Annotated in this window: 26 protein-coding genes and 1 other annotated feature; of the genes, 24 read left to right on the forward strand and 2 right to left on the reverse strand. The window is 49.3% G+C overall.

Annotated elements, in window-relative coordinates; genetic code table 11:
- The first annotated feature begins 1 nt into the window (after position 1).
- The 7 genes from AC07P6_RS13035 to AC07P6_RS13065 all read left to right on the forward strand — a co-directional run bounded on the left by AC07P6_RS13035 (position 2) and on the right by AC07P6_RS13065 (position 7,052).
- Positions 2 to 706, forward strand: coding sequence for a DUF6246 family protein (locus tag AC07P6_RS13035; RefSeq protein ID WP_478316533.1), 705 nt, complete (start codon positions 2 to 4; stop codon positions 704 to 706).
- 180 nt (positions 707 to 886) lie between these two features.
- Positions 887 to 1,417, forward strand: coding sequence for a KilA-N domain-containing protein (locus AC07P6_RS13040; protein ID WP_478316534.1), 531 nt, complete (start codon positions 887 to 889; stop codon positions 1,415 to 1,417).
- 348 nt (positions 1,418 to 1,765) lie between these two features.
- Positions 1,766 to 2,089 (forward strand): hypothetical protein, encoded by a 324-nt coding sequence (locus AC07P6_RS13045; protein ID WP_478316535.1) that lies wholly within the window; start codon positions 1,766 to 1,768, stop codon positions 2,087 to 2,089.
- A 74-nt stretch (positions 2,090 to 2,163) separates the two neighbouring features.
- Complete coding sequence (locus tag AC07P6_RS13050) at positions 2,164 to 2,733, forward strand: hypothetical protein (RefSeq protein WP_478316537.1); 570 nt, start codon at positions 2,164 to 2,166, stop codon at positions 2,731 to 2,733.
- A 321-nt stretch (positions 2,734 to 3,054) separates the two neighbouring features.
- The gene (locus AC07P6_RS13055; RefSeq protein WP_155032153.1) at positions 3,055 to 3,387 is read left to right on the forward strand and encodes a hypothetical protein; all 333 of its coding nucleotides are present in this window, start codon (positions 3,055 to 3,057) and stop codon (positions 3,385 to 3,387) included.
- 519 nt (positions 3,388 to 3,906) lie between these two features.
- Entirely contained in the window at positions 3,907 to 6,519 is a 2,613-nt protein-coding gene (locus AC07P6_RS13060; protein WP_478316539.1) for a phage tail tape measure family protein, read from the forward strand.
- On the forward strand, positions 6,519 to 7,052 hold the full coding sequence (locus tag AC07P6_RS13065; protein WP_478316541.1) for a hypothetical protein: 534 nt from the start codon (positions 6,519 to 6,521) through the stop codon (positions 7,050 to 7,052). Before AC07P6_RS13060 ends, AC07P6_RS13065 begins: the two co-directional genes overlap by 1 nt.
- 130 nt (positions 7,053 to 7,182) lie before the next feature.
- Here AC07P6_RS13065 and AC07P6_RS13070 read toward each other — a convergent pair whose 3' ends face one another.
- Positions 7,183 to 7,446, reverse strand: a complete 264-nt coding sequence (locus AC07P6_RS13070; protein WP_413465663.1) for an ECs_2282 family putative zinc-binding protein — start codon at positions 7,444 to 7,446, stop codon at positions 7,183 to 7,185.
- Positions 7,447 to 7,510: 64 nt separating this feature from the next.
- On the opposite strand from AC07P6_RS13070, the gene AC07P6_RS13075 reads away from it, so the two are divergent.
- The 16 genes from AC07P6_RS13075 to ihfA all read left to right on the forward strand — a co-directional run bounded on the left by AC07P6_RS13075 (position 7,511) and on the right by ihfA (position 22,604).
- Positions 7,511 to 7,987, forward strand: coding sequence for a hypothetical protein (locus AC07P6_RS13075; RefSeq protein ID WP_478316543.1), 477 nt, complete (start codon positions 7,511 to 7,513; stop codon positions 7,985 to 7,987).
- Complete coding sequence (locus AC07P6_RS13080) at positions 7,987 to 8,457, forward strand: hypothetical protein (RefSeq protein ID WP_478316545.1); 471 nt, start codon at positions 7,987 to 7,989, stop codon at positions 8,455 to 8,457. The genes AC07P6_RS13075 and AC07P6_RS13080 overlap by 1 nt, the downstream gene beginning before the upstream one ends.
- Positions 8,454 to 8,849, forward strand: coding sequence for an NlpC/P60 family protein (locus tag AC07P6_RS13085; protein ID WP_478316547.1), 396 nt, complete (start codon positions 8,454 to 8,456; stop codon positions 8,847 to 8,849). Before AC07P6_RS13080 ends, AC07P6_RS13085 begins: the two co-directional genes overlap by 4 nt.
- Positions 8,836 to 11,319 carry a host specificity factor TipJ family phage tail protein gene (locus AC07P6_RS13090; RefSeq protein WP_478316549.1) on the forward strand — a complete coding sequence of 828 codons (2,484 nt, stop codon included), beginning with the start codon at positions 8,836 to 8,838 and terminating at the stop codon, positions 11,317 to 11,319. The genes AC07P6_RS13085 and AC07P6_RS13090 overlap by 14 nt, the downstream gene beginning before the upstream one ends.
- A gap of 87 nt (positions 11,320 to 11,406) precedes the next feature.
- Positions 11,407 to 13,452, forward strand: coding sequence for a hypothetical protein (locus AC07P6_RS13095; protein ID WP_478316550.1), 2,046 nt, complete (start codon positions 11,407 to 11,409; stop codon positions 13,450 to 13,452).
- Positions 13,452 to 14,279, forward strand: coding sequence for a hypothetical protein (locus tag AC07P6_RS13100; protein ID WP_478316551.1), 828 nt, complete (start codon positions 13,452 to 13,454; stop codon positions 14,277 to 14,279). The genes AC07P6_RS13095 and AC07P6_RS13100 overlap by 1 nt, the downstream gene beginning before the upstream one ends.
- A 102-nt stretch (positions 14,280 to 14,381) precedes the next feature.
- Positions 14,382 to 14,621, forward strand: a complete 240-nt coding sequence (locus AC07P6_RS13105) for a hypothetical protein (RefSeq protein WP_478316552.1) — start codon at positions 14,382 to 14,384, stop codon at positions 14,619 to 14,621.
- Complete coding sequence (locus AC07P6_RS13110) at positions 14,621 to 14,938, forward strand: S24/S26 family peptidase (RefSeq protein WP_478316554.1); 318 nt, start codon at positions 14,621 to 14,623, stop codon at positions 14,936 to 14,938. The genes AC07P6_RS13105 and AC07P6_RS13110 overlap by 1 nt, the downstream gene beginning before the upstream one ends.
- A gap of 386 nt (positions 14,939 to 15,324) precedes the next feature.
- Positions 15,325 to 17,253, forward strand: coding sequence for a threonine--tRNA ligase (thrS, locus tag AC07P6_RS13115; protein WP_110275722.1), 1,929 nt, complete (start codon positions 15,325 to 15,327; stop codon positions 17,251 to 17,253).
- A 3-nt stretch (positions 17,254 to 17,256) separates the two neighbouring features.
- The gene (infC, locus tag AC07P6_RS13120) at positions 17,257 to 17,799 is read left to right on the forward strand and encodes a translation initiation factor IF-3 (RefSeq protein ID WP_071830666.1); all 543 of its coding nucleotides are present in this window, start codon (positions 17,257 to 17,259) and stop codon (positions 17,797 to 17,799) included.
- Positions 17,800 to 17,895: 96 nt separating this feature from the next.
- The gene (gene rpmI, locus AC07P6_RS13125; protein ID WP_001124225.1) at positions 17,896 to 18,093 is read left to right on the forward strand and encodes a 50S ribosomal protein L35; all 198 of its coding nucleotides are present in this window, start codon (positions 17,896 to 17,898) and stop codon (positions 18,091 to 18,093) included.
- 50 nt (positions 18,094 to 18,143) lie between these two features.
- Entirely contained in the window at positions 18,144 to 18,500 is a 357-nt protein-coding gene (rplT, locus tag AC07P6_RS13130; RefSeq protein WP_004102963.1) for a 50S ribosomal protein L20, read from the forward strand.
- Positions 18,501 to 18,618: 118 nt separating this feature from the next.
- Positions 18,619 to 18,744: a sequence feature (Phe leader region), on the forward strand.
- Positions 18,624 to 18,668, forward strand: a complete 45-nt coding sequence (gene pheM, locus AC07P6_RS13135) for a pheST operon leader peptide PheM (RefSeq protein WP_001386830.1) — start codon at positions 18,624 to 18,626, stop codon at positions 18,666 to 18,668. It overlaps the preceding feature by 45 nt.
- Positions 18,745 to 18,913: 169 nt before the next feature.
- A complete protein-coding gene (gene pheS, locus AC07P6_RS13140; protein ID WP_478316555.1) occupies positions 18,914 to 19,897 on the forward strand; it encodes a phenylalanine--tRNA ligase subunit alpha in 984 nt (327 codons plus the stop codon).
- 15 nt (positions 19,898 to 19,912) lie between these two features.
- Entirely contained in the window at positions 19,913 to 22,300 is a 2,388-nt protein-coding gene (gene pheT, locus AC07P6_RS13145) for a phenylalanine--tRNA ligase subunit beta (RefSeq protein WP_182239403.1), read from the forward strand.
- Between the two features lie 4 nt (positions 22,301 to 22,304).
- Positions 22,305 to 22,604 (forward strand): integration host factor subunit alpha, encoded by a 300-nt coding sequence (gene ihfA, locus AC07P6_RS13150; RefSeq protein WP_004102960.1) that lies wholly within the window; start codon positions 22,305 to 22,307, stop codon positions 22,602 to 22,604.
- Between the two features lie 86 nt (positions 22,605 to 22,690).
- Here ihfA and AC07P6_RS13155 read toward each other — a convergent pair whose 3' ends face one another.
- Positions 22,691 to 23,716 carry a zinc-dependent alcohol dehydrogenase gene (locus AC07P6_RS13155; RefSeq protein ID WP_434663033.1) on the reverse strand — a complete coding sequence of 342 codons (1,026 nt, stop codon included), beginning with the start codon at positions 23,714 to 23,716 and terminating at the stop codon, positions 22,691 to 22,693.
- A gap of 227 nt (positions 23,717 to 23,943) precedes the next feature.
- On the opposite strand from AC07P6_RS13155, the gene AC07P6_RS13160 reads away from it, so the two are divergent.
- Entirely contained in the window at positions 23,944 to 24,840 is an 897-nt protein-coding gene (locus AC07P6_RS13160; RefSeq protein ID WP_434663036.1) for a helix-turn-helix domain-containing protein, read from the forward strand.
- The last annotated feature ends 298 nt before the right edge of the window (positions 24,841 to 25,138 follow it).

The raw sequence follows: 25,138 nt of genomic DNA on the forward strand, positions 1-25,138 counted from the left end.
TATGACACCCATTAAAGAATTAGGCGAATGCGTTATCGGTACTGATTACCGGGAATTCTTTTTCCGGCCGTCATTCCGCAACATGGCGCGCATCGGCGAGCCTGCTGAAATCGTTCAGGCGTTCTATGACCTGTGCAACGACGAGGCCACTCCATTAATACAGCGCGCGGCTGAGTCCTATATCCGCGACGAGTACAGTCGTCTCCCGGATTGCGTGCTGCGATATATCCAGAGCGGGCTACTGACCCGCAAAGTCATCATGGCAGCGCATACGGTGCTTACGGCGTGCTGCGACGATGATATAGGTGATCTGGTCGGCTGGATGCGTCCGGGGAAAGGGCGCAAACGCGGTTTCGTCTGGCGGCCGGGCAGTCTTCCGCCGGAGGATATGATTATCATCGCGCAAAACCTGATGACGCACGGCATCGTCGGCAAGGCGAAGATTCGCCAGCTGCAGCGCCATGAAAGCAACGAGACTACGTCGGAGTTTCGCGCCACTGACTACATCATGGCGGCCCGAAATCACTTCGGTATAAGCCGGGATGAGGCCGAGAATCTCACCATGACGGAATTTGCCCTGATGCTCAACGTCAAATACCCGAACCAGAAAGGCTTCACCCGCGAGGAGTACGACACGGTTATGGACGAAGACGATCGCCGGTGGCAGGCGATGATGCAGCAGGAACAAGCCAGCAAAACCAAATAAACCAGCCTCGGCATAGTCCGGGGCTTTTTTATACCCGCGACAAATCGCGCATTCGCGTGCGTATCTTCCAGCAAGAGCTTTCCGTAGTGTGAGTCTGAGACAGGGCGGTGGATTTCATCGTTCCGCTCTTGGCTGCCCATGTCTACGCGAACAGGCTCGCACCACAGAAAGGTAAATACGATGAAATATCCAACCGTATCAGTAAACGGCGTTTCCGTTCGTGTCGATGACTATGGGCGTTACAGCCTGAACGACCTGCACGCCTCCGCTGTATGCAGTGGTCAGGCCAAAGAAAATCAGGGGCCAAGCCAGTTCCTTCGCTCTAAGAAGGTTAAGGAATTTGTTCGAACCTTAGCCAGAATGCAAAAATGCACTCTGGAAGAAAATCAACCAGTTAAGGTTATTAACGGCGGTTTGAATCAAGGTGTCTGGGCTCTGGAGATCGTCGCAATTCGCTATGCTGCTTGGCTCAGTGCTGAATTTGAAATCCGTGTTTATCAAACCTTCCAGTCTCTTGTTCGCCAGGGCTTTGATGCCATGGCCCGCTTAAACAAAATAGACCATGTGATAAACGCAGAAACTAAGGAAGTGAGCCAGTGCGCAAGTCGAATGGGTAAGTGGGGTTCTGGTGGGAGAAAACGGCTACTGTTGGCGGCCCGCGCCCGTGTAGTTGACGAGGTTCAAATGTACCTACCTGGTTTTGAGGCGTGAACCCCACAGAACCGTGGTTTTTGGATTGCCCACTTGCGTGGGCTTTCATCTGGAGATGATCATGTACCTTCACATCACTTTAAATTCAGGCAGAACAATGCACGGTGGCATGACTCAGTCCACTATCGAGGTTGTAGAAGCATCCTATGGGGTCAGGTCTGGTCGTCATGAGGGCGAACAACCAGCAGTATCATGGCGGACCCCATACTGGAAACCATCGCATCATAGTGAGATAGAAGGCTTCCTCTTCCTTGACGAATCAGACGTTGCGATCCTCGAGTCGAATGACGGCAAAGTGCTTCATGAGTGGCATGGTGCAAAACGCTCCGTTGTCGATGCGGAGGCGTGATGGATATTCAGAAGAAGCTAGAAAGAGTAACCCCCGAGTTATTATCGGAATTCCTCTATAAAAGAGGCGTGAAGGTTTTCAGGTGCATGCTCTGCGGCGGTGAAGATGTCGCAATCACACAGAGAACTATTAATCCTTGCCAGTCAAATGAAGTGATAATAGCTGATGCCACAATGGGTGATGCAAACGGCCATCCTCAGGCGATCATGAACTACCAATATCGTGTTATATGCAAAGAGTGCGGGTATGTGCATTTCATCTCAGCGTTACCGATAAAAGACTGGCTTGATAAGAGAGAAGAAGGTGAGGAAAAGGCCTGCTAGGGTGGGTTTTTGCTTTATGAACCAGTTGCCTATCAGCTAAAATCGCTCAATACAAAATTAAGAAGGGATGCATAATGACAAACCTCCCCTGGGATCATTTCCTCAGCGCCGATAATGACCTCGTCGAATATCTTGAAAGTCAAGGTGAGGGATGCATCAAGGAAATTGAGCAATCAAATGCAATTAACCGGGAAAACGGGTACAAGCTTCTCGGTATCCTCATTGTTGGCGTCGGCTCTTCATTTTTATTACTGACACAAAATAATCAGCCTCGTTTTATGACTTTGGGGATCGGGGTTTTTATGCTCTATTGGGCTGCGTGCGCTATCTACTTGGTTGTAGGCGTGTTATCTGTTCAGATGCGTGCCTTGCTTAATTCTCCGCCAGCAGATCTATACACCAGCCTATACAAGTCACTCAGCCAAGAACACTACGACGAGCTTACAGAAGCGGGATTCAATGGGGACCGCAACCCGATGTCAGTTATCAGGCGTATTAGATTAGTCAATCTTCATAATACAGCTGAAGAATTGTGTGAGATGAATGAGCGCATCAGATCAAGGTTAGAAAGAGCGAGGATCGCAACAATCCTCACTCCGGTTTGTGCATTAGCTATTTCTACTGTGGGCTATCTTTTTTTCTGACTTTGTCGGCAGAGTTCCCAACAAATCTTCGCTCAAGCGAGAAGTTGGTTCCCGGCTTAACTTCCTGAGGGGGTTGCTTAGTCGGCTGCTGCGGGGGTTGTGTATTGCCTGGCTTCGCTTCGGGCTCGCTCATTTTTCCTTCCTATGGTTCGATTTGAGAATATCGAGTACATCGTTCTTAAGCTGCAATATACGTATGCAGAAGAAGCATTAACCTACCCTGGAAGCGCACCGCCGAACATCCTGACAAACGATCAGGCATTTTGTCGTTCTCCCGCATCCCTGCTAATCTGTCGAAAACAAACCAAAGTGGATAGGGATATGAGCGAACAAGAACAGCTGCAGCGCCTGGGTGAAGAAATCGCAGGGGCATATTTACGGCACCTAAAAGAAACAACCGGCGGCGATACGGTGACCTATGACGGAGTTACCAAGACCGTCGTTTTTGAACAACTCGTATTCGGGTTGGTTGGCGTGGCGCATACCAATGCGAGAAAGCATCCTGACGATCCCGTATTGAAGGACCCGCACAAGCATTTATCGCAGATGATTAACCTCTTTTCTCGACCATATACGCTAACCGATTTCGGCCTGAGCGTTATAGAAATGATGAATGAGAAATCCATTCACAAAGAGCGCGGGGTGGCGATGTGAGGCGGTTTATCATTATCGGACTACTTTTCTTGTCGCCATTTTGTTATGCAAAATCTGATGCTCAGATTGTTAATGACGCAAAAGAGGCTGTAAGGAAAGAGTTATCTCAGAAGTATAAGCCAGGAGACTGCGAAAGATGGCGGTTGCTTGAAGACAGCGGGAAAGCCAGGAGTGGTTCCGCAGTCATTAATTGCGACAGTAACTTCAACCCATTGTTAGGGCTGGAATTCTCAGAGGTAAAGGTATTCAGACATGAAAGCTCAAACGCTGTCTGCGGTATAGTTTCAGGGCATACAGATATAAGCAGAATCGGAGGAAGATTCGTCTATACGGACGGTGATAGCGGACATGTTTTTATTAAATACTCAAAATACCCATTCCTTTTGATGTCGAAAAATACAGATATGCTTAAACTTCTTGATAAGCAATTGGAAATAGAGTCAAAGAGCTGTAATTAGTTTTACATCAAATTAATGATAAACCTCGCCTCGGCGGGGTTTTTTATTGCCCGGAGGGAGCATGGCGGAAGGTGAAAATGTTGGCGGAATCTACATTGAGATCGAGGCAGATGTTGCAAAATTGCTTACCGGCCAGCAGCAGGCGAATAAAGCCCTCGATAGCATTGGCGATAATGCACAAAAAACATCAGGGCAATTCAAAAAACTTGATACGCAACTTAACGCTACCTCGAAAGTGATGTCTTCAGGGTTAAGGGGGGGCGTTCAGCAAGCCGGCTACCAAATCCAGGACTTCATAGTACAGGTGCAGGGTGGACAATCTGCATTGGTTGCTTTCAGTCAGCAAGGATCGCAGCTAGCCGGGGCGTTTGGTCCTGGAGGCGCTATCGTCGGGGCGCTAATAGCGCTTGGGACTGTTGTTGCGGGGACTTTAATTTCATCTCTTAATGGCGGTAAAAGTGCAATGGATGCACTTAAAGATGCCGCTGAGAGGATGAATGACGTTATCTCTGTTTCCTCTCAGGGAATTGCAGCGCTTTCTGACAAATACGCAAACCTTGCAAGGGTGAATGCCACCGCTGCGACATTGCTCAGAAACCAGGCTCTAATTGAATACAATCAGGCCATCTCAAAAATACCCAAAGCGATAGGTGATGCGGCTGACTCTGTTCTCTCGTTTGGCGACAAAGCAATATCAGCGTTAGCAGGTGGCTATGCCTCAATAGAGGGATTTAACGATCGCCTTAAGTCGTTAAATATAACGACTTCTGATTACTCTTCCGCAATGAAGCAGGCGTATGGGGCTGGACAGGCGTTCTCGGCAACAGCCAATAGCATAGGTAATACTGTCGGTGCTGTAGCATCTAAGTTGGGAATATCAGAAGAGGCGGCCTTTGGCCTTACTAAGCAACTCGCCGATTTAAGCGACAACCCATCCCCGCAGGCTCTCCAGACTTTAGCGTTAAGAATTGGCGAAATGATTTCGTCATCAAAAAACGCCAAGCCAGAATTGGTTGAGCTTTACAACAAGATTGTTGATCTTTCCACCGGAGCATCTCAGGCGGCCTTTAACTTTGAATTGTTGAAGAAGTCCACCGATAACCTGACCTCCGGGCAAAAAAGCTTAATTCAGCAGTCCGAAAGAAATCTGGCGCTATCTAAATTGCAAGGTGCCGCAAGGGCTAAGTTGGCCGCCCAGTATGCTGCTGAGGATGCGGGATTCTCGAAAGACGATCCGCACACTAAGCGAATGATGGATGATGCTGCCGCGACTTACACCAATCTCGATTCGCATAAGAAACTGACAGCGGAGCAGAAGAAAGGGGAGAGTCAGGCAGAAAGAAATGCAAAGGTTGTTGAAGAGTACAGTCAGAAAGCGAAATTGGCCGCTGATTCTACGAGCGAACTCTCGCGCGAGCAGGCGATACTGGCGGCAAAACAGAAGTTAACGAATGCCACACCACAACAGGTTGCTCAAGTTGAAAGTGATGCGGCAGCGGCATGGGATAAGGCGAATGCTCTCAAAGCCCAGGCCGCTGCGCAAAAACTCCTCCCTGAAACAAGAGAGAACGCTTCTTATCAGCAGGATATGAAGGATCTGAAAACCGCTCTCGACGGTAAGAGGATAACCCAGCAGCAGTACAACCAAACTAGCGAACAATTGGAGCAGCAGCATCAGGTAGCTTTAGCAAAAATACGTGCAGGGCAGGCTGTGACGCCACAGCAGCAGGCCGCCGGTGATGTTGACCCAGTTCAGCGCCTTGCCAACCAGCACACCCAGCAACTTGCGTTAATCCAGCAGTATGAGCAGCAAGGTGTTATTGCTCACAACCAATCCCTGATGCTGAAAAATGCAGCTGACATGCAGTACGAGAAGGCTAGAACTGATGCGCAATGGGCTCTCTTTACTCAACAAAGCATTGGTTACGAAGCGCTGGGTGCTGCAGTTGACTCTTTTGGTCAAGGTGCGAGCTCTGCACTATCTAGCGTGATAACTGGCACTCAGTCAGCTTCAGACGCTATGCGTGGTCTTGCTGATACCGTACTGAGTAGTGTCATTCAGACATTCGTTGAAATGGGTCTTCAGCAAGTTAAGTCAGCGATTATGGGAACCGCGGCTCAAGAAGCTGGAATCGCTGCAGTAACCGCGGCGCAGGTAGGGGGCCTTGCCACTACCACTGCGGCGAGCACAGCCTCTGCTGGCACGACAATGGCGGCGTGGCTTCCTGCTGCTCTGGTTGCGTCTGTGGGCTCGTTTGGTGCTGCTGCTATCATTGGTGGGGCTGCACTGGTTGGGGCGTTCGCGTTGTCTAAGACGCTCTCTGGCGGCAGGAAAAACGGCGGTCCTGTATCGGCTGGCTCGATGTACCAGGTAGGTGAGGGCGGTATGCCTGAAATCTACAAGGCCAGTAATGGCAGCCAGTACATGATCCCCGGTGATAACGGTTCAGTCATCAGCAATAAGGATTTGCAGGGTAGTGGTGGTGGATTAAACGTGCAGGTGGTCATCAACAATCAGGTGTCGAATGCTCAACCTCAGTATATGGGCGCTAATCAGGTTGATGGTAACTATGTCATTGAGTTTCTGATTTCTGATGCAGAGCGTAACGGACCGTATATCAGTACGCTACAATCGACGCTTGGCGTATCTCGCAGAGCTAATGGAGATTTTTAATGGAAGACAACATTTTTTCTGGGCCTGAGTTTGCCAAGAAGATAAGCGACATCATGGATACGTTGTTTGCTGAAAGTGATAGGGGATGCGTGCTAGTAGCCTCAAGTATGATAGAGGAAGGATTGCTCGAATTAATTTCATCTTTTTTGCTTCCTCCTCTTAACTCAAAAGATGAGTTATTTCATGGGCCTTCAGCACCATTCTCCTCGCTTGAGTCCCGAATTGCCGCAGCTTATCGGCTTGGACTGATAAAAAAATCTGTAGCTGTCAGCCTTGGTATTTTCCGTAAAATCAGAAACGAGTTCGCTCACAGAATCGAAACCATTAACTTTGATAATCAAAGTTGCATAAACAGGCTCAATGAGATTTATAGACTTTCGCCAGAAATATCAGAATACCTTGATGATTTAGGTAAAAGAACAAACAATCATCCATTACCAATAAGGATGAAATTCGTTTTGTTTTTTGCAAGCAACATAGCTGCTATAAAAACTGTAAAGTCAGAAGTGATTCAAATAACCCCACTAGACTAATCTGAACTATAAAACCAACCCGCTCCGGCGGGTTTTTTATTGGAGTAGATAAATGGAAGATAAAAAATTGCTGGCATCCATATCGGTCGACACCAGCGAGGCTCAATCGCAACTTGATAGCCTAATCTCCTTACTTGAGCTTAAATTTGGTTCCCTTCAGTCTGTCCCTGAGCGTATCTACGAGGAAATCCTTGCCGTGGCGAAAGACATCGTTTTTGCTGATAGCCCTTCCGCAGGAGGCACAGGACTCGACATTGTCTATGGTGTGCGGTTCGGCGCTAAATATGAATTGCTCACTGCCGCAATCAGGGCAGGAGAGTTTGACTCTGAATTTCTCTGACATATACCCCATCCTTTCTCTGTGTGAAAAACACACAGTAACAGTGGTACACATTTAGCAACATCCTGATATTCGATCAGTGCCGCAGCCGCGGCTTTTTTTATTGCCCGGAGGAAACGTGGCAACAGTTTCATACCCGGATATGCTGCCGCTTCCTCAGCGCGCAGATCAGAACATGACGCAGGATACCGCCTGGCAGACAACGCAGCCGGCGGTCGGGCCCGTCATTTTCACACCGCTAACCACTGACCTGAAATCAACCTGGTCGCTTCAATGGATTTTTACATTGAAGCAGGCCGAACGGTTTAAGTCGTGGCTACGCTCGCCGACCTATTGCGACCGCGGGCGTAACTGGTTCCAGATGCCGATCGACCTCGGCGACACCCAGGGTGTGCAGCTGCAGACGCTGCACTTTATCAGTATGCCTGTGCAGACCAGCAAAAACGGCAATATCGTCACCTGGACTGCCAGCGTCATCTGTAACGGTATCGAGGACATCACCGAGGACTACGACGACTGGATCGTCAATGCGCCAGAGAACTACGGCTACTGGCTGGATTATCTGGTGACGTCCGTTATGCCGAGGGCTGACTAATGCCAACACTGAGAGAATGGAAAGAGCGACGGCCGGCGAGCGACATCAAGCAGACCATTGAGTTTTATCACCCGGCGTTCGGCTATTACCGGGTGGTCAATAAGCTGTTTCGTGAAGCGACGTTCGGCGGGAACGTTTACCAGCCGGCGGCCTTCAGCATCATTGAGCCGAAGCAGGATGGCTCGGCAATTATCTCGATGGCGATCACCTTTGAACAGGGCGCGGAAGAGGTAAGGAGCACGCTGAAGAGCTGGAAAGGAGCGGGGCGCATGACCCCCATTACCTGCGTATACCGGCAATGGAATACGATCGGTGATTCTGATCCGCTTAAGACCTGGTCACTCTTTGTGAAGGACGTCGGCGCCGATGGCAGTAACGTCACCGTTAATGTCGGGAAAACTAACCCGCTGACGCTGGCGAACCCTCTCATTTACACCACGAAAGACTATCCTGGACTGATTAACGTATGAACCAGAGCGACTTTATCGGGCTTGTTAACGGCAATCCCTGGGCTAACCGCGCCTGCACCTTTGATGAGGTGGATTGCTGGGGCCTGGTGGTGCTGTATTACCGTCACGTGCTCGGTCTTGAGCTTCATCACGTCGCCGGCTACGAATCAGGCGCGAACTTCATCACCTGCTACGAGGAAGAGGCAAACCACTGGCGCAAGGTGCCCGCCCCGGTTTCTGGTTGTCTGGCGGTGTTCTACTACGGCAATGAGCCAGCGCACGTCGGCGTGATGATCAACCCGGGAAAATGTCTGCACTCCCGCGGCGAGTTCGGTTTTGTCCGGACGGACAGCGCCGTCATCCTTCAGAAAATCTATAACAAAGTGGAGTATCTGGTGCATGGTTCGATATGAGCTTCAGCGTCTTCCAGGCGCGCCAAAGCAACACGGTACAACGGAGCCGGGAACGCCTCTGATAGTCTTGCTTGATAAGCTGAAATTGCACAATAACGTGGTGGTAAAGCTTAACGGCAGGGAGTTAGACGACGATTTCGACCTGTCCTGTCTGCTACGTGCCGGGGATACGGTGTCGGTATTTGATCAGCCGGAGGGTGGTGGTCTGATAGGGACATTACTCAACCCTATTGAGCATCTCAACCCGATCCGCTTCACCAAGAAAGTGCTTGGCTCTCTGATGGGCACGCAAAGCGCAGCCACGCCTTCGGTGTCCACCGGAGAATCACCAAACAACGATTTAACAGGGCAGACTAACCGGGCGCGACTGTACAAAGGGCGTCCAAATATTTACGGCTCGTGCCGCGTGTTCCCTGACCTGATTCAGGAAGCGCTTTTTGAGTTTGTCGATAACAACAAATACATCACAGAATGGTTCGAAGTAGGTTATGGGAAATACACCATTTCCTCAGTTCGTTACTCGGAATCAAATCTTGGCAGCCTGGCAGGTGCCAGTTATCAGGTATTCGACCCGGGTGTGACGATCGGGACCATCGATGTCGGGTACCAGTTTGACGACGTCGATAATGAAGAAGTGCCTGGACTGAATGAAAGCGAAGATTTCCCAGCACAGACCGCGACGACGACAGCGCCGACGGCGATGGTGATTGAGAGCAACCAACTCAAGGTAACGGTGCTCTCTAACGATGACAACTTCACGTACTTCGCCGCTCTGGCCGTGCCGCACCCGGTGACATTTGTTATCAACGCAACGTGGAACTCCGGCGGCAGTGCGGTAACCCGTAATGTCACTGGCAGCGGAAACATCGTTTCTTCTGAGAGTTTCATCGGTGAAGATACGCTGTCCTATACGGTGTTTTATCTCGCCGATATGACCGGGGAGATCACCACGCTCCCGGCTGATGCAACCATCAACCTGGTGCTGTTCACTCTGAACGACCAGACGCCACTTGTAATTGGCCCGTCAGTTTCACCGCTTGAATCGTCGCAGGTGTGGGTGCACGTAATGGTGCAACTCGGCGCAACGGCGGGAACGTCACGCTATCGGATCCGGTTCTGGAAAGTCGACGACAGCAACAACCAGATACCGGGGACTTCTGAGCAGTACGATTATTTCTTCGATAACGATTTTCAGGTGACTACGAGATATTTTCGTACCTCGCACAAATACACACCGGCAGCCGGAGCCGGGCGTTACGCGGTGACGATTGAGCGCCTGGACAACAGTAACGACGGTAATGTCGTGACGTTGATGGCGATCCACGCGGTGAATGTGCGTGAAAACGTGGTTTACCCTGACGACACTATCGCCAAAGTCACCATCAAAGGGCCAAATAACAGCAACAGCAATCGCGAGCAGAAGTACAACATGCTGGCTCAGAGGCATACCATCAGTTATGACAGGGCAACCGGTGCGATTGATTATACGCTTCGTCCGAGTCGCTCGTTTGCTGACGCCGTACTGCATGAGTGGATAGTCATTGGCAGGCAGGACTCCGCTAGCATCGATATCGCTACGCTGTACGCGATCGCCGATTCCATCACTGTCCCCGAACTCGCTTACTTCGATTACACCTTCTCGGATGAAAAGTTGTCACTCGGCGAGCGGATCAGCACCATCTGTAATGTTGCCCGCGTCGGCGGAAACAATATCGGCGACGTGCTGACATTCTGGCGTGATGAGAAGGTGGTTAATCCGGATGCGGTTTTCGCGCGCTCAAACATGTTCTGGGACGAGTATAAAGTCACGTGGACCATGTCACTGCCAGGCGGCTATGACGGCGTCACGTTGGACTATGTCGACCCGCTCACCAATAAAAAAGCGTACATCTATCTGCAGATTGACCAGAGCGGCATTGTTGAGGTCGAGGACGCGACCATTAACGCGCTGCAGATCAGCCTTGATGGCTGTCGTAATAAAACGCAGGCGGAGGACCGGGCGTGGCTGGAAGCTCGGAGAATACTTTACTCTCGCCTTGGCATGACGGTGAAAGTGCTGGAATCCACGCAGGTTATTCGCGGCGCGGTAGTGCAGTGTCCGGACATGTACGACAACAAACAGCAGAATGGCTATATCACCGGGCGCATAGGCGATGTGTTTTCGACGTCAGAGCGTATCGACTTCTCTCTCGGCGATATGTGGGTGGTGATGACGGATAGCCTCGGTAATTATCGCGGCCGCTGGCGCGCATACCCCGTAACCGGCAAGCCTAAGGCATTTCAGGCTGCAGCTGACGCTTTCGACCTGAACATTTACGACAGAACGACGGTGCAGAACGCCAGCCGCTATTTCATCGCAACAAGCACGGAACTTAACTCAACAATCTGGAGGGTCGAAACAGCGAAACCCAACGGTGACGACACTCAGACGTTAACTCTTTCTGAATACTCAGACTCGATTTATCCGTAATACACAGCTTTTATAACCAACCTTCGCGCACACCATCAAATCCACTCTGAGGGATTCGTGCGCCTTTTACATAGGGCGACATGCACAATGGCACAAGTACCACTTCCAACCCCGACCGATAATGAAGTGCCTAGCACAGATATTCGGGATGCAGTTTATGCCGGCGCGATGCTGGATAAAACTGTCACCAGCACTGAACTTACGTACACCGATCGCCTCGGTGGTGAACACTACACCGTAGACGGAATTAAGGCTGAAGGGGACAAAGTCGTTGAAGAAACGCGACAGAACCTAATTCCGCTTAGTCGGCAGTACATGACGCTTGATGCGGCTCAGGCCGACATTGCAAATATTCAGGATGGTTCGACAACCTATGTTCGTAGCTCTGATGGAGGATCGCTGGCGGATGAGTACATCAATAATTCAGGTACGTTGACTGCGACCGGAAGGAGAATGATATCTAAGGAGTACGTAGACGAACAGTATGAAAGTATCAACTCTAAAATATTCGAACTACCTCAGAGTTCAATACCATATGCTGCCGGGGTGCAGTTTAATAATGGAAGCGTGGCACCATTCATGAATAGCGACGGACGACTTTTATATCTTGATGAGAATGGTGAAGAGAAATTGGTCGCTCCGGATTCAGACATCTATTTACGCCCATACGCTGAAATACCTGGTTATGTCTTGCCAGATGGCTCTGTTTGTCAGCGCATAGTCATCGATCCTGAAAACAAGATTGTTGAGGCGTGGACCGAAGATGGGGGGTATTATTTTGCGACCCCTCAGGGGTTAACCCGAGTTGGAGAAATATCCACTGCTGCCGGGCAAATTAATTATGCGTCCGCATCAGTTAGCACCATGTTTTTGAATTATGGAACCACCCGCCTTTCTGTAGATAACGACGCCCGCCCGGTGATGTATGTTCTACCGACGTGGGGACAGTCACTTGCCCAGGGCTGGAGTACGGTAACAGACGACACATTAATCGCGACAACAAATCTGTACCCAGAAAATATGTTTATGTTCACGTCTGATCGTGGTGAAGGCCTGGAAAATCCCAACCGCGGAGCAGAACAAATTGACTCCATTTCGCCTCTTAAAGAAACGATTAACGGTGGCTGGAAAGAGACTGCGTGTTCGTCGTCGGCGGCGCACATTATTAATGCCGTAGAGAGTATGACGGGTGTGCGAATTAACATCCTGCGCTATGTGGCCGCAGACGGCGGTAAGGCGTACCGGGACCTGACGAAAGGCTCTACAGCGTGGAGCGGGCTGATTCAGGGACTTATTGACGCAAAACGAGTCTGTGAGTCGCTGGGATACCGCGTCCAGGTGCTGGGACTGGACGCAAAGCTGGGTGAGACAGACACGGACGGAACGCCGCGAATGTATCCTGAACAATACACCCGGTTCTTGATGAATCTGGACCGTAACTACAATGCCGAGGTGAAAAGGATTTTTGGTGGTGACCACCCCGACGTCAATATTTTTGTAGAGCAATGCAGTTGGCAACCTCACGGGTCATGGGATAGTCGCGTTCGTCAGGGACAACTTAACGCTGATGCTGTTGGGAACATTCGTTTTACAGGCGGAAGCTATCAGTACCCGCACATAGGGGATGTGATTCATATTAACTCGAAAGGCCAGAATAGCCGTGGCGTACAACTGGCTCGGGCGGTTGTTTTTGAATGTTTTGGGACCGGATTTATCCCGATCAAACCTTACCTTGCCTATTGGTCTGGCAGTAACACGATAGACGTTCGTTTTTTAACGTCAGTTGAAATTACCAAGGACACGTCAGATGCCGTTGTCAACCAGGCGGGTCTGGGAGCTGGAGGCGGTTTCCGAGTTCGTAAGCTAGCGGGTAACAGGGACGAGTTGACAATTACGGATGTGTCGATAAACAGCGCAGTTAACCCCGCGATTATCAGAATTACTGTTACCAATCCTGACGCTGTCAGGGACGTTCAAATCGGATACGCCCTGGCGCGAACCGGAACAACAACTCAGTCTGGTCCTATTGAGGGCGCGCGCGGAATATTCAGAACAAGTGCAGGGATAACGAATCTCTACACTGGCGAAACTGAATATCAATGGCTTCCTGCTTTTCTAATGGAGATAAACTAATGCTCGTATTAAAAACAACAATAGCGTCAACAAACCCTAACCTGCCCGTAATTGATATCAATCCAGAAGAAGTCGCGATACTGGCAATGAATCCCACGGCCTGGATAAGTGCTGATTCCGGCGTTACGGCTTCCGGGGAGGCGGTGTCTCTTGTGCGCGATAAAACAGGTTTGTATGAGTGGGGGCTGGTTACCCCCACTACGACGCATCCGCCAAGAGTTATCACCTCCGGTACGCGCAAAACACTGCGTTTTGATGTGGCGGCATCTAACCCAGGGATCATGAAGAAAACCGGTAACGAGCTGACATTTCCTGCAGATGGTATTTTTACGCTGTTTATGGTTCACCGCATTCCTGCTGCGAACACGGAGGGGTTCACGGCAACCGGTGGTAATATCTGCGGAAACAACGCTGCAGAACCTAACGTTGCAAGATTCCGTTTCGGGGGGGATAGCTACACCGGTAATAATATTTTCTACAACCACGGCAGTAAAAGTATCTCTTCCTCTCCTGAGAGCTTTCCGATAAACACATCTGTAGCAGACGTCAGGGATTACGCGTGGCATATCTCAGTTGTCACTGCACTGTCTGATTCACATTCGTGGGAGTATGACGGTGTTGTATTGCAGACAACGGCATACGGTGCAAAACCGTTCAGTACAGATGAGTCACGAAGAATGACGGTTGGCGGAGCTGACAGCCCGTTTGCGCTGCAGTTTCGGGGAGACTTGTCGACGTTAATTCTGATACCTGGAGCAATCACTGTCGACCAGAAAAATACCGTGTATCAGTATCTTGCGGGAATTAAAAATGATCTTACAGCGTAATCGAGGTTTTCAGCGCTGAAAATTGATAGCCGCAGCCTTTCTTGATCTTCGCCTTCAATAAAAATACTGTATATGCAAACAGTATTTATTGGAGGGTAGATCATGCTTCGACAATCAGACATCAACCAGGCCTTTCGGGAGTCGATTCTTCGGAACTCGAAAGGCTACCAGTATCTGCACACGGTGGATTTTGTTTCATCTATGCAGCAGCGTGGCATCCACTTTTCATACTCTGAGGCTAACCGATGGATAGAGCGCTATCAGAACTGCTTTGCTGACAAAACGCCGGACCATAGCGAAAACCGTTTGTGGATTTTGAGAAACATGGGGAGGGTCATGTAATGGGCTTTCCATCGCCAGCTACAGATTATGTAGAGAGCACCCTGACAGTGAGCTCACTATGCAATATCGGAGCTAACTCGCGAGTCATCAGCACTGACAGCGGCTTTGCTGTTCTTGATTTGTCTCTGAAAGCTAAGCAGGGGAGCACTGTCCTGATAAGGCACGCTGGATTCATGGAGTTTGCGAAAATATTAGGCAGGGCGTTTATCACATCTGACGGAGAGGCCATTGAAGGGGAAGCGCTGGATGACGTGGAAGTGATCGGAGTCGTCACGTATACGATTCACGATGCGAGGCATGATGAGAGGCCAGCATAGACATAGAGAAAAATCGGTGCGCACCCAAACTCGTATGTCCGGAACATGATGCGCCGGTTTTACCGCTCGGTAAACCGGTGCGTTTACGTTCTGGAAAGCTGCTCGCAAAATCCTTTCCACAATAAATGAATCGGATCTGCCATTAGGCTTTGAATCTGATTTTATAAACCTAATATTGTTGCAGCTTTCATGAGAAGTTGATGGCGTGTATCATAGTGACTCGGTATTAGGAGTTTATAGCGGGTACATTTTGGATTTTGTACATCCTGATGTACACACTAAGCAGAGTGAAGCTCAGAAACGCGTGTAAGCCACTAATATTAATAAATTAATCAATTTTGTATGTGCTCTTTCGTGTGGGGCACCACTGCAAATAAGGACATGAAATGCCTGTAATTACGCTTCCTGATGGCAGCCAACGCCATTTTGATCATGCTGTGAGTCCGATGGATGTTGCTCTGGATATCGGTCCGGGTCTGGCGAAAGCCACTATCGCTGGTCGTGTAAACGGCGAGTTGGTTGATGCTTGTGACCCAATCGAAAACGATGCAACTCTGTCTATTATCACCGCGAAAGATGAAGATGGTATTGAGATTATTCGTCACTCCTGTGCGCACCTTTTAGGGCACGCAATTAAACAGCTGTGGCCAAATACCAAAATGGCGATCGGCCCGGTTGTCGACAATGGTTTCTACTATGATGTCGATCTGGACCATACCCTGACCCAGGAAGATATCGACGCGCTCGAAAAACGTATGCACGAGCTCGCTGAGAAAAACTACGACGTCATCAAGAAGAAAGTCAGCTGGCATGAAGCGCGTGAAACCTTCGTGAAGCGTGGCGAAAACTACAAAGTTTCGATTCTTGATGAAAACATTGCTCATGATGATAAGCCTGGCTTATACCATCACGAAGAATATGTCGACATGTGTCGTGGCCCGCACGTGCCGAACATGCGTTTCTGCCATCACTTCAAGCTGATGAAGACTGCTGGTGCCTACTGGCGTGGTGATAGCAACAATAAGATGTTGCAACGTATCTACGGAACCGCATGGGCAGATAAAAAGGCGCTGAATGCTTATCTGCAACGTCTGGAAGAAGCCGCCAAGCGTGATCACCGTAAAATTGGTAAGCAGCTCGACCTGTATCATATGCAGGAAGAAGCACCGGGTATGGTGTTCTGGCACAACGACGGCTGGACTATCTTCCGTGAACTGGAAACTTTCGTGCGCTCCAAACTGAAGGAGTACCAGTATCAGGAAGTTAAAGGTCCGTTCATGATGGACCGTGTGCTGTGGGAAAAAACCGGCCACTGGGACAACTACAAAGATGCGATGTTCACAACTTCTTCTGAGAACCGTGAATATTGCATTAAGCCGATGAACTGCCCGGGCCATGTGCAGATCTTCAACCAAGGGTTGAAGTCTTACCGCGATCTGCCGCTGCGTATGGCAGAATTCGGTAGCTGTCACCGTAATGAACCGTCAGGCGCGCTGCATGGTTTAATGCGTGTACGCGGCTTTACTCAGGATGATGCCCATATCTTCTGTACCGAAGATCAGGTGCGTGATGAAGTCAATGCTTGCATTCGTTTAGTCTATGACATGTACAGCACTTTCGGCTTCGACAAAATTGTCGTCAAACTTTCAACGCGTCCGGAAAAACGTATCGGCAGTGATGAAACGTGGGATCGTGCGGAAGCGGATCTGGCCGTTGCGCTGGAAGAGAATAACATCCCGTTTGAGTATCAACTGGGTGAAGGCGCATTCTACGGCCCGAAAATTGAATTTACCCTTTATGACTGCCTCGATCGTGCATGGCAGTGCGGTACTATACAGTTAGACTTCTCCCTGCCGGCTCGTCTGAGCGCCTCCTATGTAGGCGAAAGCAACGAACGTCAGGTACCTGTGATGATTCACCGCGCAATTCTAGGGTCGCTGGAGCGCTTTATTGGCATCCTGACCGAAGAGTTCGCTGGTTTCTTCCCAACCTGGATTGCACCTGTGCAGGTTGTGGTGATGAATATCACCGATTCTCAGGCTGAATATGTCAACGAATTGACTCGTAAACTACAAAATGCGGGCATTCGCGTAAAAGCAGACTTGAGAAATGAGAAGATTGGCTTTAAAATCCGCGAGCACACTTTACGTCGTGTCCCTTACATGTTGGTCTGTGGCGACAAAGAGGTAGAAGCAGGCAAAGTTGCCGTGCGTACCCGTCGTGGCAAAGACTTGGGCAGCCTGGACGTAAATGAAGTTATCGAGAAGCTGCAACAAGAGATTCGCAGCCGCAGTCTAAAACAACTGGAGGAATAAGGTATTAAAGGCGGAAAACGAGTTCAAACGGCACGTCCGAATCGTATCAATGGCGAGATTCGCGCCCTGGAAGTTCGCTTGACAGGTCTGGAAGGCGAAGCTTTGGGTATTGTGAGTCTGAGAGAAGCTATCGAAAAAGCTGAAGAAGCTGGAGTAGATTTAGTTGAAATCAGCCCTAACGCCGAACCGCCAGTTTGTCGTATTATGGACTACGGCAAGTTCCTTTATGAAAAGAGTAAGTCTTCTAAGGAACAGAAGAAAAAACAAAAAGTTATCCAGGTTAAGGAAATTAAATTCCGACCTGGTACCGATGATGGCGACTACCAGGTAAAACTCCGCAGCCTGGTTCGCTTTCTGGAAGAGGGTGATAAAGCTAAGATCACGCTGCGTTTCCGCGGTCGTGAGATGGCTCACCAGCAGATCGGTATGGAAGTGCTTACGCGCGTCCGTGACGATCTGAGTGAACTGGCAGTAGTCGAATCCTTCCCAACGAAGATCGAAGGCCGCCAGATGATCATGGTGCTCGCTCCTAAGAAGAAACAGTAAGGCCTTCAAGTAGCAATGCCAGTGGAACCCACGGGTTCCGCAGGTGTTGTTCGCCTACGTTTCGTTTATTAACAATGCGAAGTGGAAGTTATTAAAATGCCAAAAATTAAGACCGTACGCGGTGCTGCTAAGCGCTTCAAAAAAACCGGTAAAGGTGGTTTTAAGCACAAGCACGCTAACCTGCGTCACATTCTGACCAAAAAAGCTACCAAGCGTAAACGTCACCTGCGTCCGAAAGCCATGGTTTCCAAAGGCGATCTGGGCCTGGTAATCGCGTGCCTGCCGTACGCATAAGTCGTTAACCCTTTTAACTTTTTAATTAGAATAGATACAGGAGAGCACATATGGCTCGCGTAAAACGTGGTGTAGTTGCCCGTGCACGTCACAAGAAAATTTTGAAACAAGCTAAAGGCTACTACGGTGCGCGTTCTCGCGTATACCGCGTTGCCTTCCAGGCTGTTATCAAAGCTGGTCAGTACGCTTATCGTGACCGTCGTCAGAAAAAGCGTCAGTTCCGTCAACTGTGGATTGCGCGTATCAACGCAGCAGCACGTCAGAACGGTATTTCTTACAGCAAATTCATCAACGGCCTGAAAAAAGCCTCTGTTGAAATCGACCGTAAGATCCTGGCTGACATCGCAGTATTCGACAAATTAGCGTTCACCGCTCTGGTCGAAAAAGCGAAAGCAGCTCTGGCATAAGCCAGTTGAAAGAGGGAGCTTGTCTCCCTCTTTTCGTTTCAACACTATCAATACATTGACTTTTATTGTCGTAAGCTTTTCAATACAGGTCTTCCGTTTCGTACCAGACAAGGTAATGCAAGCATGAATGCTGCTATTTTCCGCTTCTTTTTTTACTTTAGCACCTGAACTCAGGAGGCTAGCGCGTGAAAGAAGAAACGGAAAACAGCGCCAGAAAGCCTCCCACTGTGGAGGCTTTTTTCGTATATGAACTGGCTCATTCTATTTCAAGCTGCAGGTAGGTGAATTAACTCGTGCGATCCAACTGGAGCAATCTGCGGTAGATACGGATTTACCCACTACCTGTCACTCGAAATAGTGAGAGCAAAATAATAACCATAACCGGTGTCTGCACCGACATAATGAGGAAAACCATGTCACATCTCGCAGAGCTGGTTGCCAGTGCGAAGGCAGCCATTAACGAGGCATCAGATGTTGCTGCGCTGGACAACGTCCGCGTGGAATATTTGGGTAAGAAAGGGCAATTGACCCTTCAGATGACGACCCTGCGTGAGCTGCCTGCTGAAGAGCGCCCGGCAGCCGGTGCGGTTATCAACGAAGCCAAAGAGCAGGTCCAGCAGGCGCTTAACGCGCGTAAAGCTGACCTCGAAGGCGCTGCGCTTAACGCGCGTCTGGCCGCGGAGACCATTGATGTCTCTCTGCCGGGGCGTCGTATCGAGAACGGTGGCCTGCACCCGGTTACCCGTACCATCGACCGTATTGAAGGTTTCTTCGGTGAGCTCGGCTTTACCGTCGCGACCGGTCCGGAAATCGAAGATGACTACCATAACTTCGATGCGCTGAATATTCCTGGCCACCATCCGGCGCGTGCTGACCACGACACTTTCTGGTTTGATGCTACGCGCCTCCTGCGTACTCAAACTTCAGGCGTGCAGATTCGCACCATGGCGAATCAGCAGCCGCCAATCCGCATCATTGCGCCAGGGCGCGTATATCGTAACGACTACGATCAGACTCACACCCCAATGTTCCACCAGATGGAAGGCCTGATTGTTGACACTAACATCAGCTTCACCAACCTGAAGGGAACGCTCCACGATTTCCTGCGTAACTTCTTTGAAGAAGATTTGCAGATTCGTTTTCGTCCGTCCTACTTCCCGTTCACAGAGCCTTCAGCTGAAGTTGACGTCATGGGGAAAAATGGTAAATGGCTGGAAGTGCTCGGCTGCGGCATGGTGCACCCGAACGTACTGCGCAACGTTGGCATTGATCCGGAAATCTATTCCGGCTTTGCCTTCGGTATGGGTATGGAGCGTCTGACTATGCTGCGCTACGGCGTAACCGACTTACGCGCATTCTTCGAAAACGATCTGCGTTTCCTCAAACAGTTTAAATAAGGGCAGGACAGAACAATGAAATTCAGTGAACTGTGGTTACGCGAGTGGGTTAACCCGGCCATCGACAGCGAAGCGCTGTCGGACCAGATAACCATGGCAGGCCTCGAAGTTGACGGTGTTGAGCCGGTCGCGGGAAGCTTCAACGGCGTTGTCGTGGGTGAAGTGGTTGAATGCGCTCAGCACCCTAATGCTGACAAACTGCGCGTAACGAAAATCAACGTTGGCGGCGAACGTCTGCTGGACATCGTCTGCGGTGCGCCGAACTGTCGTCAGGGTCTGAAGGTTGCGGTTGCAACCATCGGCGCCGTACTGCCGGGTGATTTTAAAATTAAAGCGGCGAAACTGCGTGGCGAGCCTTCTGAAGGTATGCTGTGTTCTTTCTCCGAGCTGGGTATTTCCGACGATCATAGCGGCATTATCGAATTGCCTGCTGATGCGCCGCTGGGTACTGACATCCGTGAATACCTGAAGCTGGACGATAACACCATTGAAATCAGCGTCACGCCGAACCGTGCCGACTGCTTGGGTATTATTGGTGTTGCTCGCGATGTGGCCGTGCTCAACAAAGCTCCGCTGAATGCTCCGGAAATCACTCCGGTTGCGGCGACTGTTGATGATGTTTTGCCTATTCAGGTTGATGCGCCGGATGCATGCCCGCGCTATCTGGGCCGCGTAGTGAAAGGCATCAATGTTAAAGCACCGACTCCGTTGTGGATGAAGGAAAAACTGCGCCGCTGCGGTATCCGCTCTATCGATGCTGTGGTTGACGTCACCAACTATGTGCTGCTTGAACTGGGTCAGCCGATGCATGCATTCGACAAAGACCGCATTGAAGGTGGGATTGTCGTACGTATGGCGCATGAAGGGGAGACGCTGGTTCTTCTGGATGGCTCTGAAGCGAAGCTGGATACCGATACTCTGGTTATCGCTGACCATCAGAAAGCGCTGGCAATGGGCGGCATTTTCGGTGGTGAACACTCTGGCGTGAATGACGAAACGCAAAACGTTTTGCTGGAGTGTGCCTTCTTCAGCCCGCTCTCTATTACCGGTCGCGCGCGTCGCCATGGCCTGCATACCGATGCATCTCACCGCTATGAGCGTGGTGTGGATTCTGCGCTGCAGTATAAGGCAATAGAACGTGCGACCCGTCTGCTGATGGATATCTGCGGTGGTGAAGCGGGTCCGATCATTGATGTTACCAATGAAGCGACGCTGCCGAAACCTGCCACTATTACGCTTCGTCGTAGCAAACTGGATCGTCTGATTGGCCATCACGTTGATGATGCGCAGGTGAGCGATATTCTGCGTCGTCTGGGCTGCGAAGTGACAGAAGGTCAGGACGAGTGGAAAGCCGTTGCACCGAGCTGGCGTTTCGACATGGAGATCGAAGAGGACCTGGTCGAAGAGGTCGCTCGCGTTTATGGCTATAACAATATTCCTGATGAGCCGGTCCAGGCAGGCCTGATCATGGGCACCCACCGCGAGGCGGATCTGTCGCTTAAGCGCGTGAAAATGTTGCTCAATGACAAGGGCTACCAGGAAGTCATTACCTATAGCTTCGTCGACCCAAAAGTGCAGCAATTGATTCACGCTGGTGAAGAGGCGCTGATTCTGCCGAGCCCGATCTCCAGTGAAATGTCGGCGATGCGTCTGTCATTGTGGACTGGCCTTCTGGGTACGGTGGTGTACAACCAAAACCGTCAACAGAGCCGTGTACGTATCTTTGAAAGCGGTTTACGTTTTGTACCTGATACTCAGGCTCCGTTGGGGATTCGTCAAGACGTAATGCTGGCAGGTGTTATTTGCGGCAACCGTTATGAAGAGCACTGGAACCAGGCAAAAGAAAGCGTCGACTTCTATGATTTAAAAGGCGACCTTGAGTCAGTTCTTGACCTGACTGGTAAATTATCTGACATCGAATTCCGTATCGAAGCCAATACAGCGCTTCATCCGGGACAGTCCGCAGCGATTTATCTGAAAGGTGAACGTATTGGTTTCATTGGGGTTGTTCACCCGGAGCTGGAACGTAAACTGGATCTGAACGGTCGCACTTTGGTCTTCGAACTGGAGTGGAACAAGCTCGCAGACCGCGTGGTGCCTCAGGCGCGCGAAATTTCTCGCTTCCCGGCTAACCGTCGTGATATCGCTGTTGTTGTTGCGGAAAACGTACCAGCAGCCGATGTTTTAGCCGAATGTAAGAAAGTTGGCGTAAATCAGGTAGTTGGCGTAAACTTATTTGACGTGTACCGCGGTAAAGGCGTGTCGGAAGGCTTTAAGAGCCTTGCGATTAGTCTAATCCTTCAGGATACCAGCCGTACACTCGAAGAAGAGGAGATTGCCGCTACCGTCGCCAAATGTGTAGAGGCATTGAAAGAGCGATTCCAGGCATCATTGAGGGATTGAACCTATGGCGCTTACAAAAGCTGAAATGTCAGAATATCTGTTTGATAAGCTTGGGCTTAGCAAGCGGGATGCCAAAGAGCTGGTAGAGTTGTTTTTCGAAGAGGTTCGCCGTGCTCTGGAAAACGGAGAGCAGGTAAAACTCTCGGGGTTTGGCAACTTCGATTTGCGTGATAAGAACCAACGCCCGGGCCGTAACCCGAAAACGGGTGAAGATATTCCTATTACAGCCCGGCGAGTGGTGACTTTCAGACCCGGTCAGAAACTTAAAAGCCGTGTCGAAAATGCGTCACCCAGAGACAAATAATCTGAACTAACTAAAAAGGCCGCTATGCGGCCTTTTTTCTTGCTAGCGCGAGAGTGAGCCATCGTGTGGTAGGCGTAGTGATGATGTTATTCCTGAACATCAATGATGACTTTCATTGTCGTTTCACGGTTGCTGTCGATGTATTGATAAGCTTCCCCGTAATCTCTAAAAGCAAATTTTTTGGTTATCAATGGGTTTAGTTTTACTTTACCTTCGTTAACCAGACGAATAGCTTCTACATAATCCTCATTCCGGTACATCATCGATGTATTCAGGTCCAGTTCATGGTCATTCAGGATTGCCAAATCGACCTGCGCGGGGCCAGAGAACACCGCAACAAGAATGATTGTACTGCCTTTTCTGGCGTTTTTTATTGCCTGTCCTATGGTGATATTGGTGCCTGCACACTCGTAGATGACATCGGCCTTGTCTGGCCCAAATATCTGCAGCATCGATTCGCCAAAGTCGTTGTTTTTGGTGTTAACGACGTCAACAATTCCGCATTCTTTGGCTTTTTCAAGCCGTAGGTCGCTAATGTCGGTGAGCATAACGGCTGCTGCGCCCATGCCAAACGCCGTCTGTGCAACCAGATTACCAATAGGACCGGCTCCAATGACTGCAATCTTTTTGCCGCGTATATCTCCAGCCTGCCGGATGGCATGGACCGCCACAGCCAGCGGTTCAATCATGGCACCTTCTTCGTAACTCATCTCCTCTGGCAGCAGCGTGACTTTCCCCGCGTCTACGATAAAGTACTCAGAGGCGGTTCCGGTTGACTGAAATCCCATCACTTTAAGTTCTTCGCAGAGGTTATATTTCCCGTGTCGGCATGGATAGCATTCACCGCAAACGATTTGTGGCTGAATCGTGACTTTTGCGCCAACCTCAAACCCGGATACACCTTCGCCCAGCGCCATAATTTGTGCAGAGACTTCATGTCCTTGAGTCACCGGATATGTCGTGAAAGGGTGCTGTCCGTGATAAACGTGAATATCTGAGCCACAGATACCAATATTCATTACTTTAACAAGGATTTGTCCTTTTTGGGCTTTTGGCATGGCGATCTTTCTAAATTCAATATGTTTAGGCTTAGTCATGACTTGCTGTAGCATAGATTATCCTTAATTTAATTGATGTTTCAAATATGAATAATGCCCACTAACTTTTGCGGGCGAAGATAAAGAATTTCATAGCGCTCAATTATTTATCGCTGACAAGCCAAACATTCTCAATACACATTGCTATATACATCGCGATAAAACTACTTTACTCTTCAATATAATTTTTAACCCATACGTTGCTTGATAATGTAGTTTTTAGCGGGGTTTATATAATTTTTATGCTCACCATGTGGAATGCAGATCACTTTTTTGAAAAAATAGACACCAAGCCAGGCGTGGATTACATGCTTCGTGCGCGAGAGGGGGTACCGGACGAAGGGGTATATATACAACCCCATATGCATCTTGAACATGAGGTTATGTGGTTCCACAAAGCTCAGGGTAGTTACAGCCTTGGTAATGAAAAATTTGCCATTAAAAATAATACGTTAGTTTACGTTAGTCCACTGATGTTGCATGATATGGAACTGAATTTTACTGCCGATCATGAGCGTTTTTTATTACAGTATGATAATGCCATACTAAGTAAATTAAAGTATCCTTTCCCAATGATAGGATCGCAGGTTGGCGTTGTGATACAGCTTAACGAGCGGGAAGCTGAACGATTACAGTTTATTTTTAAATGGTTTGCTGAGATACACGAAGCGCCTCATTCAGTTCAAGACGTCAACCCGGTGATGATTCTGCTATTAAATACAGTGCTTAGCCACGCTTCTCATGCAGAGCTGGTGTCGGCAGAAAGTGAAAATGGCACATCTTTCGAAAATATTATCAATTTTATCATCGAAATGGAAACCAGGACGTCCTTCAACATGACTTTGGATGAGGCGTCGGCGTCCGTTGGTCTATCGCCCAGCCACTTCTCAAGAACGTTCAAAAAGATTATGCAGGTCAGTTTTAAAGAGTATCTGGTAAGGAAGAAAATTGCTATGTCTGCCAGTCTCTTAACAAATACTGAGTTAAATATTACGGAGATAGCATATCAATGTGAATTTACGGATAGCGCTTACTATTGCTTCCAGTTTAAGAAAATTGTTGGTGTGACGCCCAAGAGATTCAGGATTAACAGTCGAACTTCGAGGCAACTATCAACAAGCTATGATGCACTAAGCTGAATGAGCGGCAGTGCTTTCACATTAATGGTTTAGGTATTGTGGTGAGGTGAAAGAATAATGCAAATGAGTACAAGGCGATCGGGTTAGGATAAAAGCTTTCAATGATACAGAAGGAATTATCAGCCTGGGTTATAAGATACGGCTTATGGGATGTTTTTTTCTAAGTGTGATCGATGTTTCTCTGTATGCGCAAAAAAATTATATAAAGCCACTTAAAGAATATATTTTTCAAATGCATCTAAGTCTACTTTTATTACGAGAATAATTGCTTGTTATTACAATATTTCTAATGTCTCGT

The sequence above is a fragment of the Klebsiella sp. GFKo11 genome, assembly GCF_056490265.1.

Excerpts from the sequence above, each read along its gene's own strand:
- AC07P6_RS13035 (WP_478316533.1), top strand. The coding sequence starts at position 2 with ATGACACCCATTAAAGAATTAGGCGAATGCGTTATCGGTACTGATTAC.
- AC07P6_RS13040 (WP_478316534.1), top strand. The coding sequence starts at position 887 with ATGAAATATCCAACCGTATCAGTAAACGGCGTTTCCGTTCGTGTCGAT.
- AC07P6_RS13045 (WP_478316535.1), top strand. The coding sequence starts at position 1,766 with ATGGATATTCAGAAGAAGCTAGAAAGAGTAACCCCCGAGTTATTATCG.
- AC07P6_RS13050 (WP_478316537.1), top strand. The coding sequence starts at position 2,164 with ATGACAAACCTCCCCTGGGATCATTTCCTCAGCGCCGATAATGACCTC.
- AC07P6_RS13055 (WP_155032153.1), top strand. The coding sequence starts at position 3,055 with ATGAGCGAACAAGAACAGCTGCAGCGCCTGGGTGAAGAAATCGCAGGG.
- AC07P6_RS13060 (WP_478316539.1), top strand. The coding sequence starts at position 3,907 with ATGGCGGAAGGTGAAAATGTTGGCGGAATCTACATTGAGATCGAGGCA.
- AC07P6_RS13065 (WP_478316541.1), top strand. The coding sequence starts at position 6,519 with ATGGAAGACAACATTTTTTCTGGGCCTGAGTTTGCCAAGAAGATAAGC.
- AC07P6_RS13070 (WP_413465663.1), bottom strand. The coding sequence starts at position 7,446 with ATGTGTACCACTGTTACTGTGTGTTTTTCACACAGAGAAAGGATGGGG.
- AC07P6_RS13080 (WP_478316545.1), top strand. The coding sequence starts at position 7,987 with ATGCCAACACTGAGAGAATGGAAAGAGCGACGGCCGGCGAGCGACATC.
- AC07P6_RS13085 (WP_478316547.1), top strand. The coding sequence starts at position 8,454 with ATGAACCAGAGCGACTTTATCGGGCTTGTTAACGGCAATCCCTGGGCT.
- AC07P6_RS13090 (WP_478316549.1), top strand. The coding sequence starts at position 8,836 with ATGGTTCGATATGAGCTTCAGCGTCTTCCAGGCGCGCCAAAGCAACAC.
- AC07P6_RS13095 (WP_478316550.1), top strand. The coding sequence starts at position 11,407 with ATGGCACAAGTACCACTTCCAACCCCGACCGATAATGAAGTGCCTAGC.
- AC07P6_RS13100 (WP_478316551.1), top strand. The coding sequence starts at position 13,452 with ATGCTCGTATTAAAAACAACAATAGCGTCAACAAACCCTAACCTGCCC.
- AC07P6_RS13105 (WP_478316552.1), top strand. The coding sequence starts at position 14,382 with ATGCTTCGACAATCAGACATCAACCAGGCCTTTCGGGAGTCGATTCTT.
- AC07P6_RS13110 (WP_478316554.1), top strand. The coding sequence starts at position 14,621 with ATGGGCTTTCCATCGCCAGCTACAGATTATGTAGAGAGCACCCTGACA.
- thrS (WP_110275722.1), top strand. The coding sequence starts at position 15,325 with ATGCCTGTAATTACGCTTCCTGATGGCAGCCAACGCCATTTTGATCAT.
- rpmI (WP_001124225.1), top strand. The coding sequence starts at position 17,896 with ATGCCAAAAATTAAGACCGTACGCGGTGCTGCTAAGCGCTTCAAAAAA.
- rplT (WP_004102963.1), top strand. The coding sequence starts at position 18,144 with ATGGCTCGCGTAAAACGTGGTGTAGTTGCCCGTGCACGTCACAAGAAA.
- pheS (WP_478316555.1), top strand. The coding sequence starts at position 18,914 with ATGTCACATCTCGCAGAGCTGGTTGCCAGTGCGAAGGCAGCCATTAAC.
- pheT (WP_182239403.1), top strand. The coding sequence starts at position 19,913 with ATGAAATTCAGTGAACTGTGGTTACGCGAGTGGGTTAACCCGGCCATC.
- ihfA (WP_004102960.1), top strand. The coding sequence starts at position 22,305 with ATGGCGCTTACAAAAGCTGAAATGTCAGAATATCTGTTTGATAAGCTT.
- AC07P6_RS13155 (WP_434663033.1), bottom strand. The coding sequence starts at position 23,716 with ATGCTACAGCAAGTCATGACTAAGCCTAAACATATTGAATTTAGAAAG.
- AC07P6_RS13160 (WP_434663036.1), top strand. The coding sequence starts at position 23,944 with ATGCTCACCATGTGGAATGCAGATCACTTTTTTGAAAAAATAGACACC.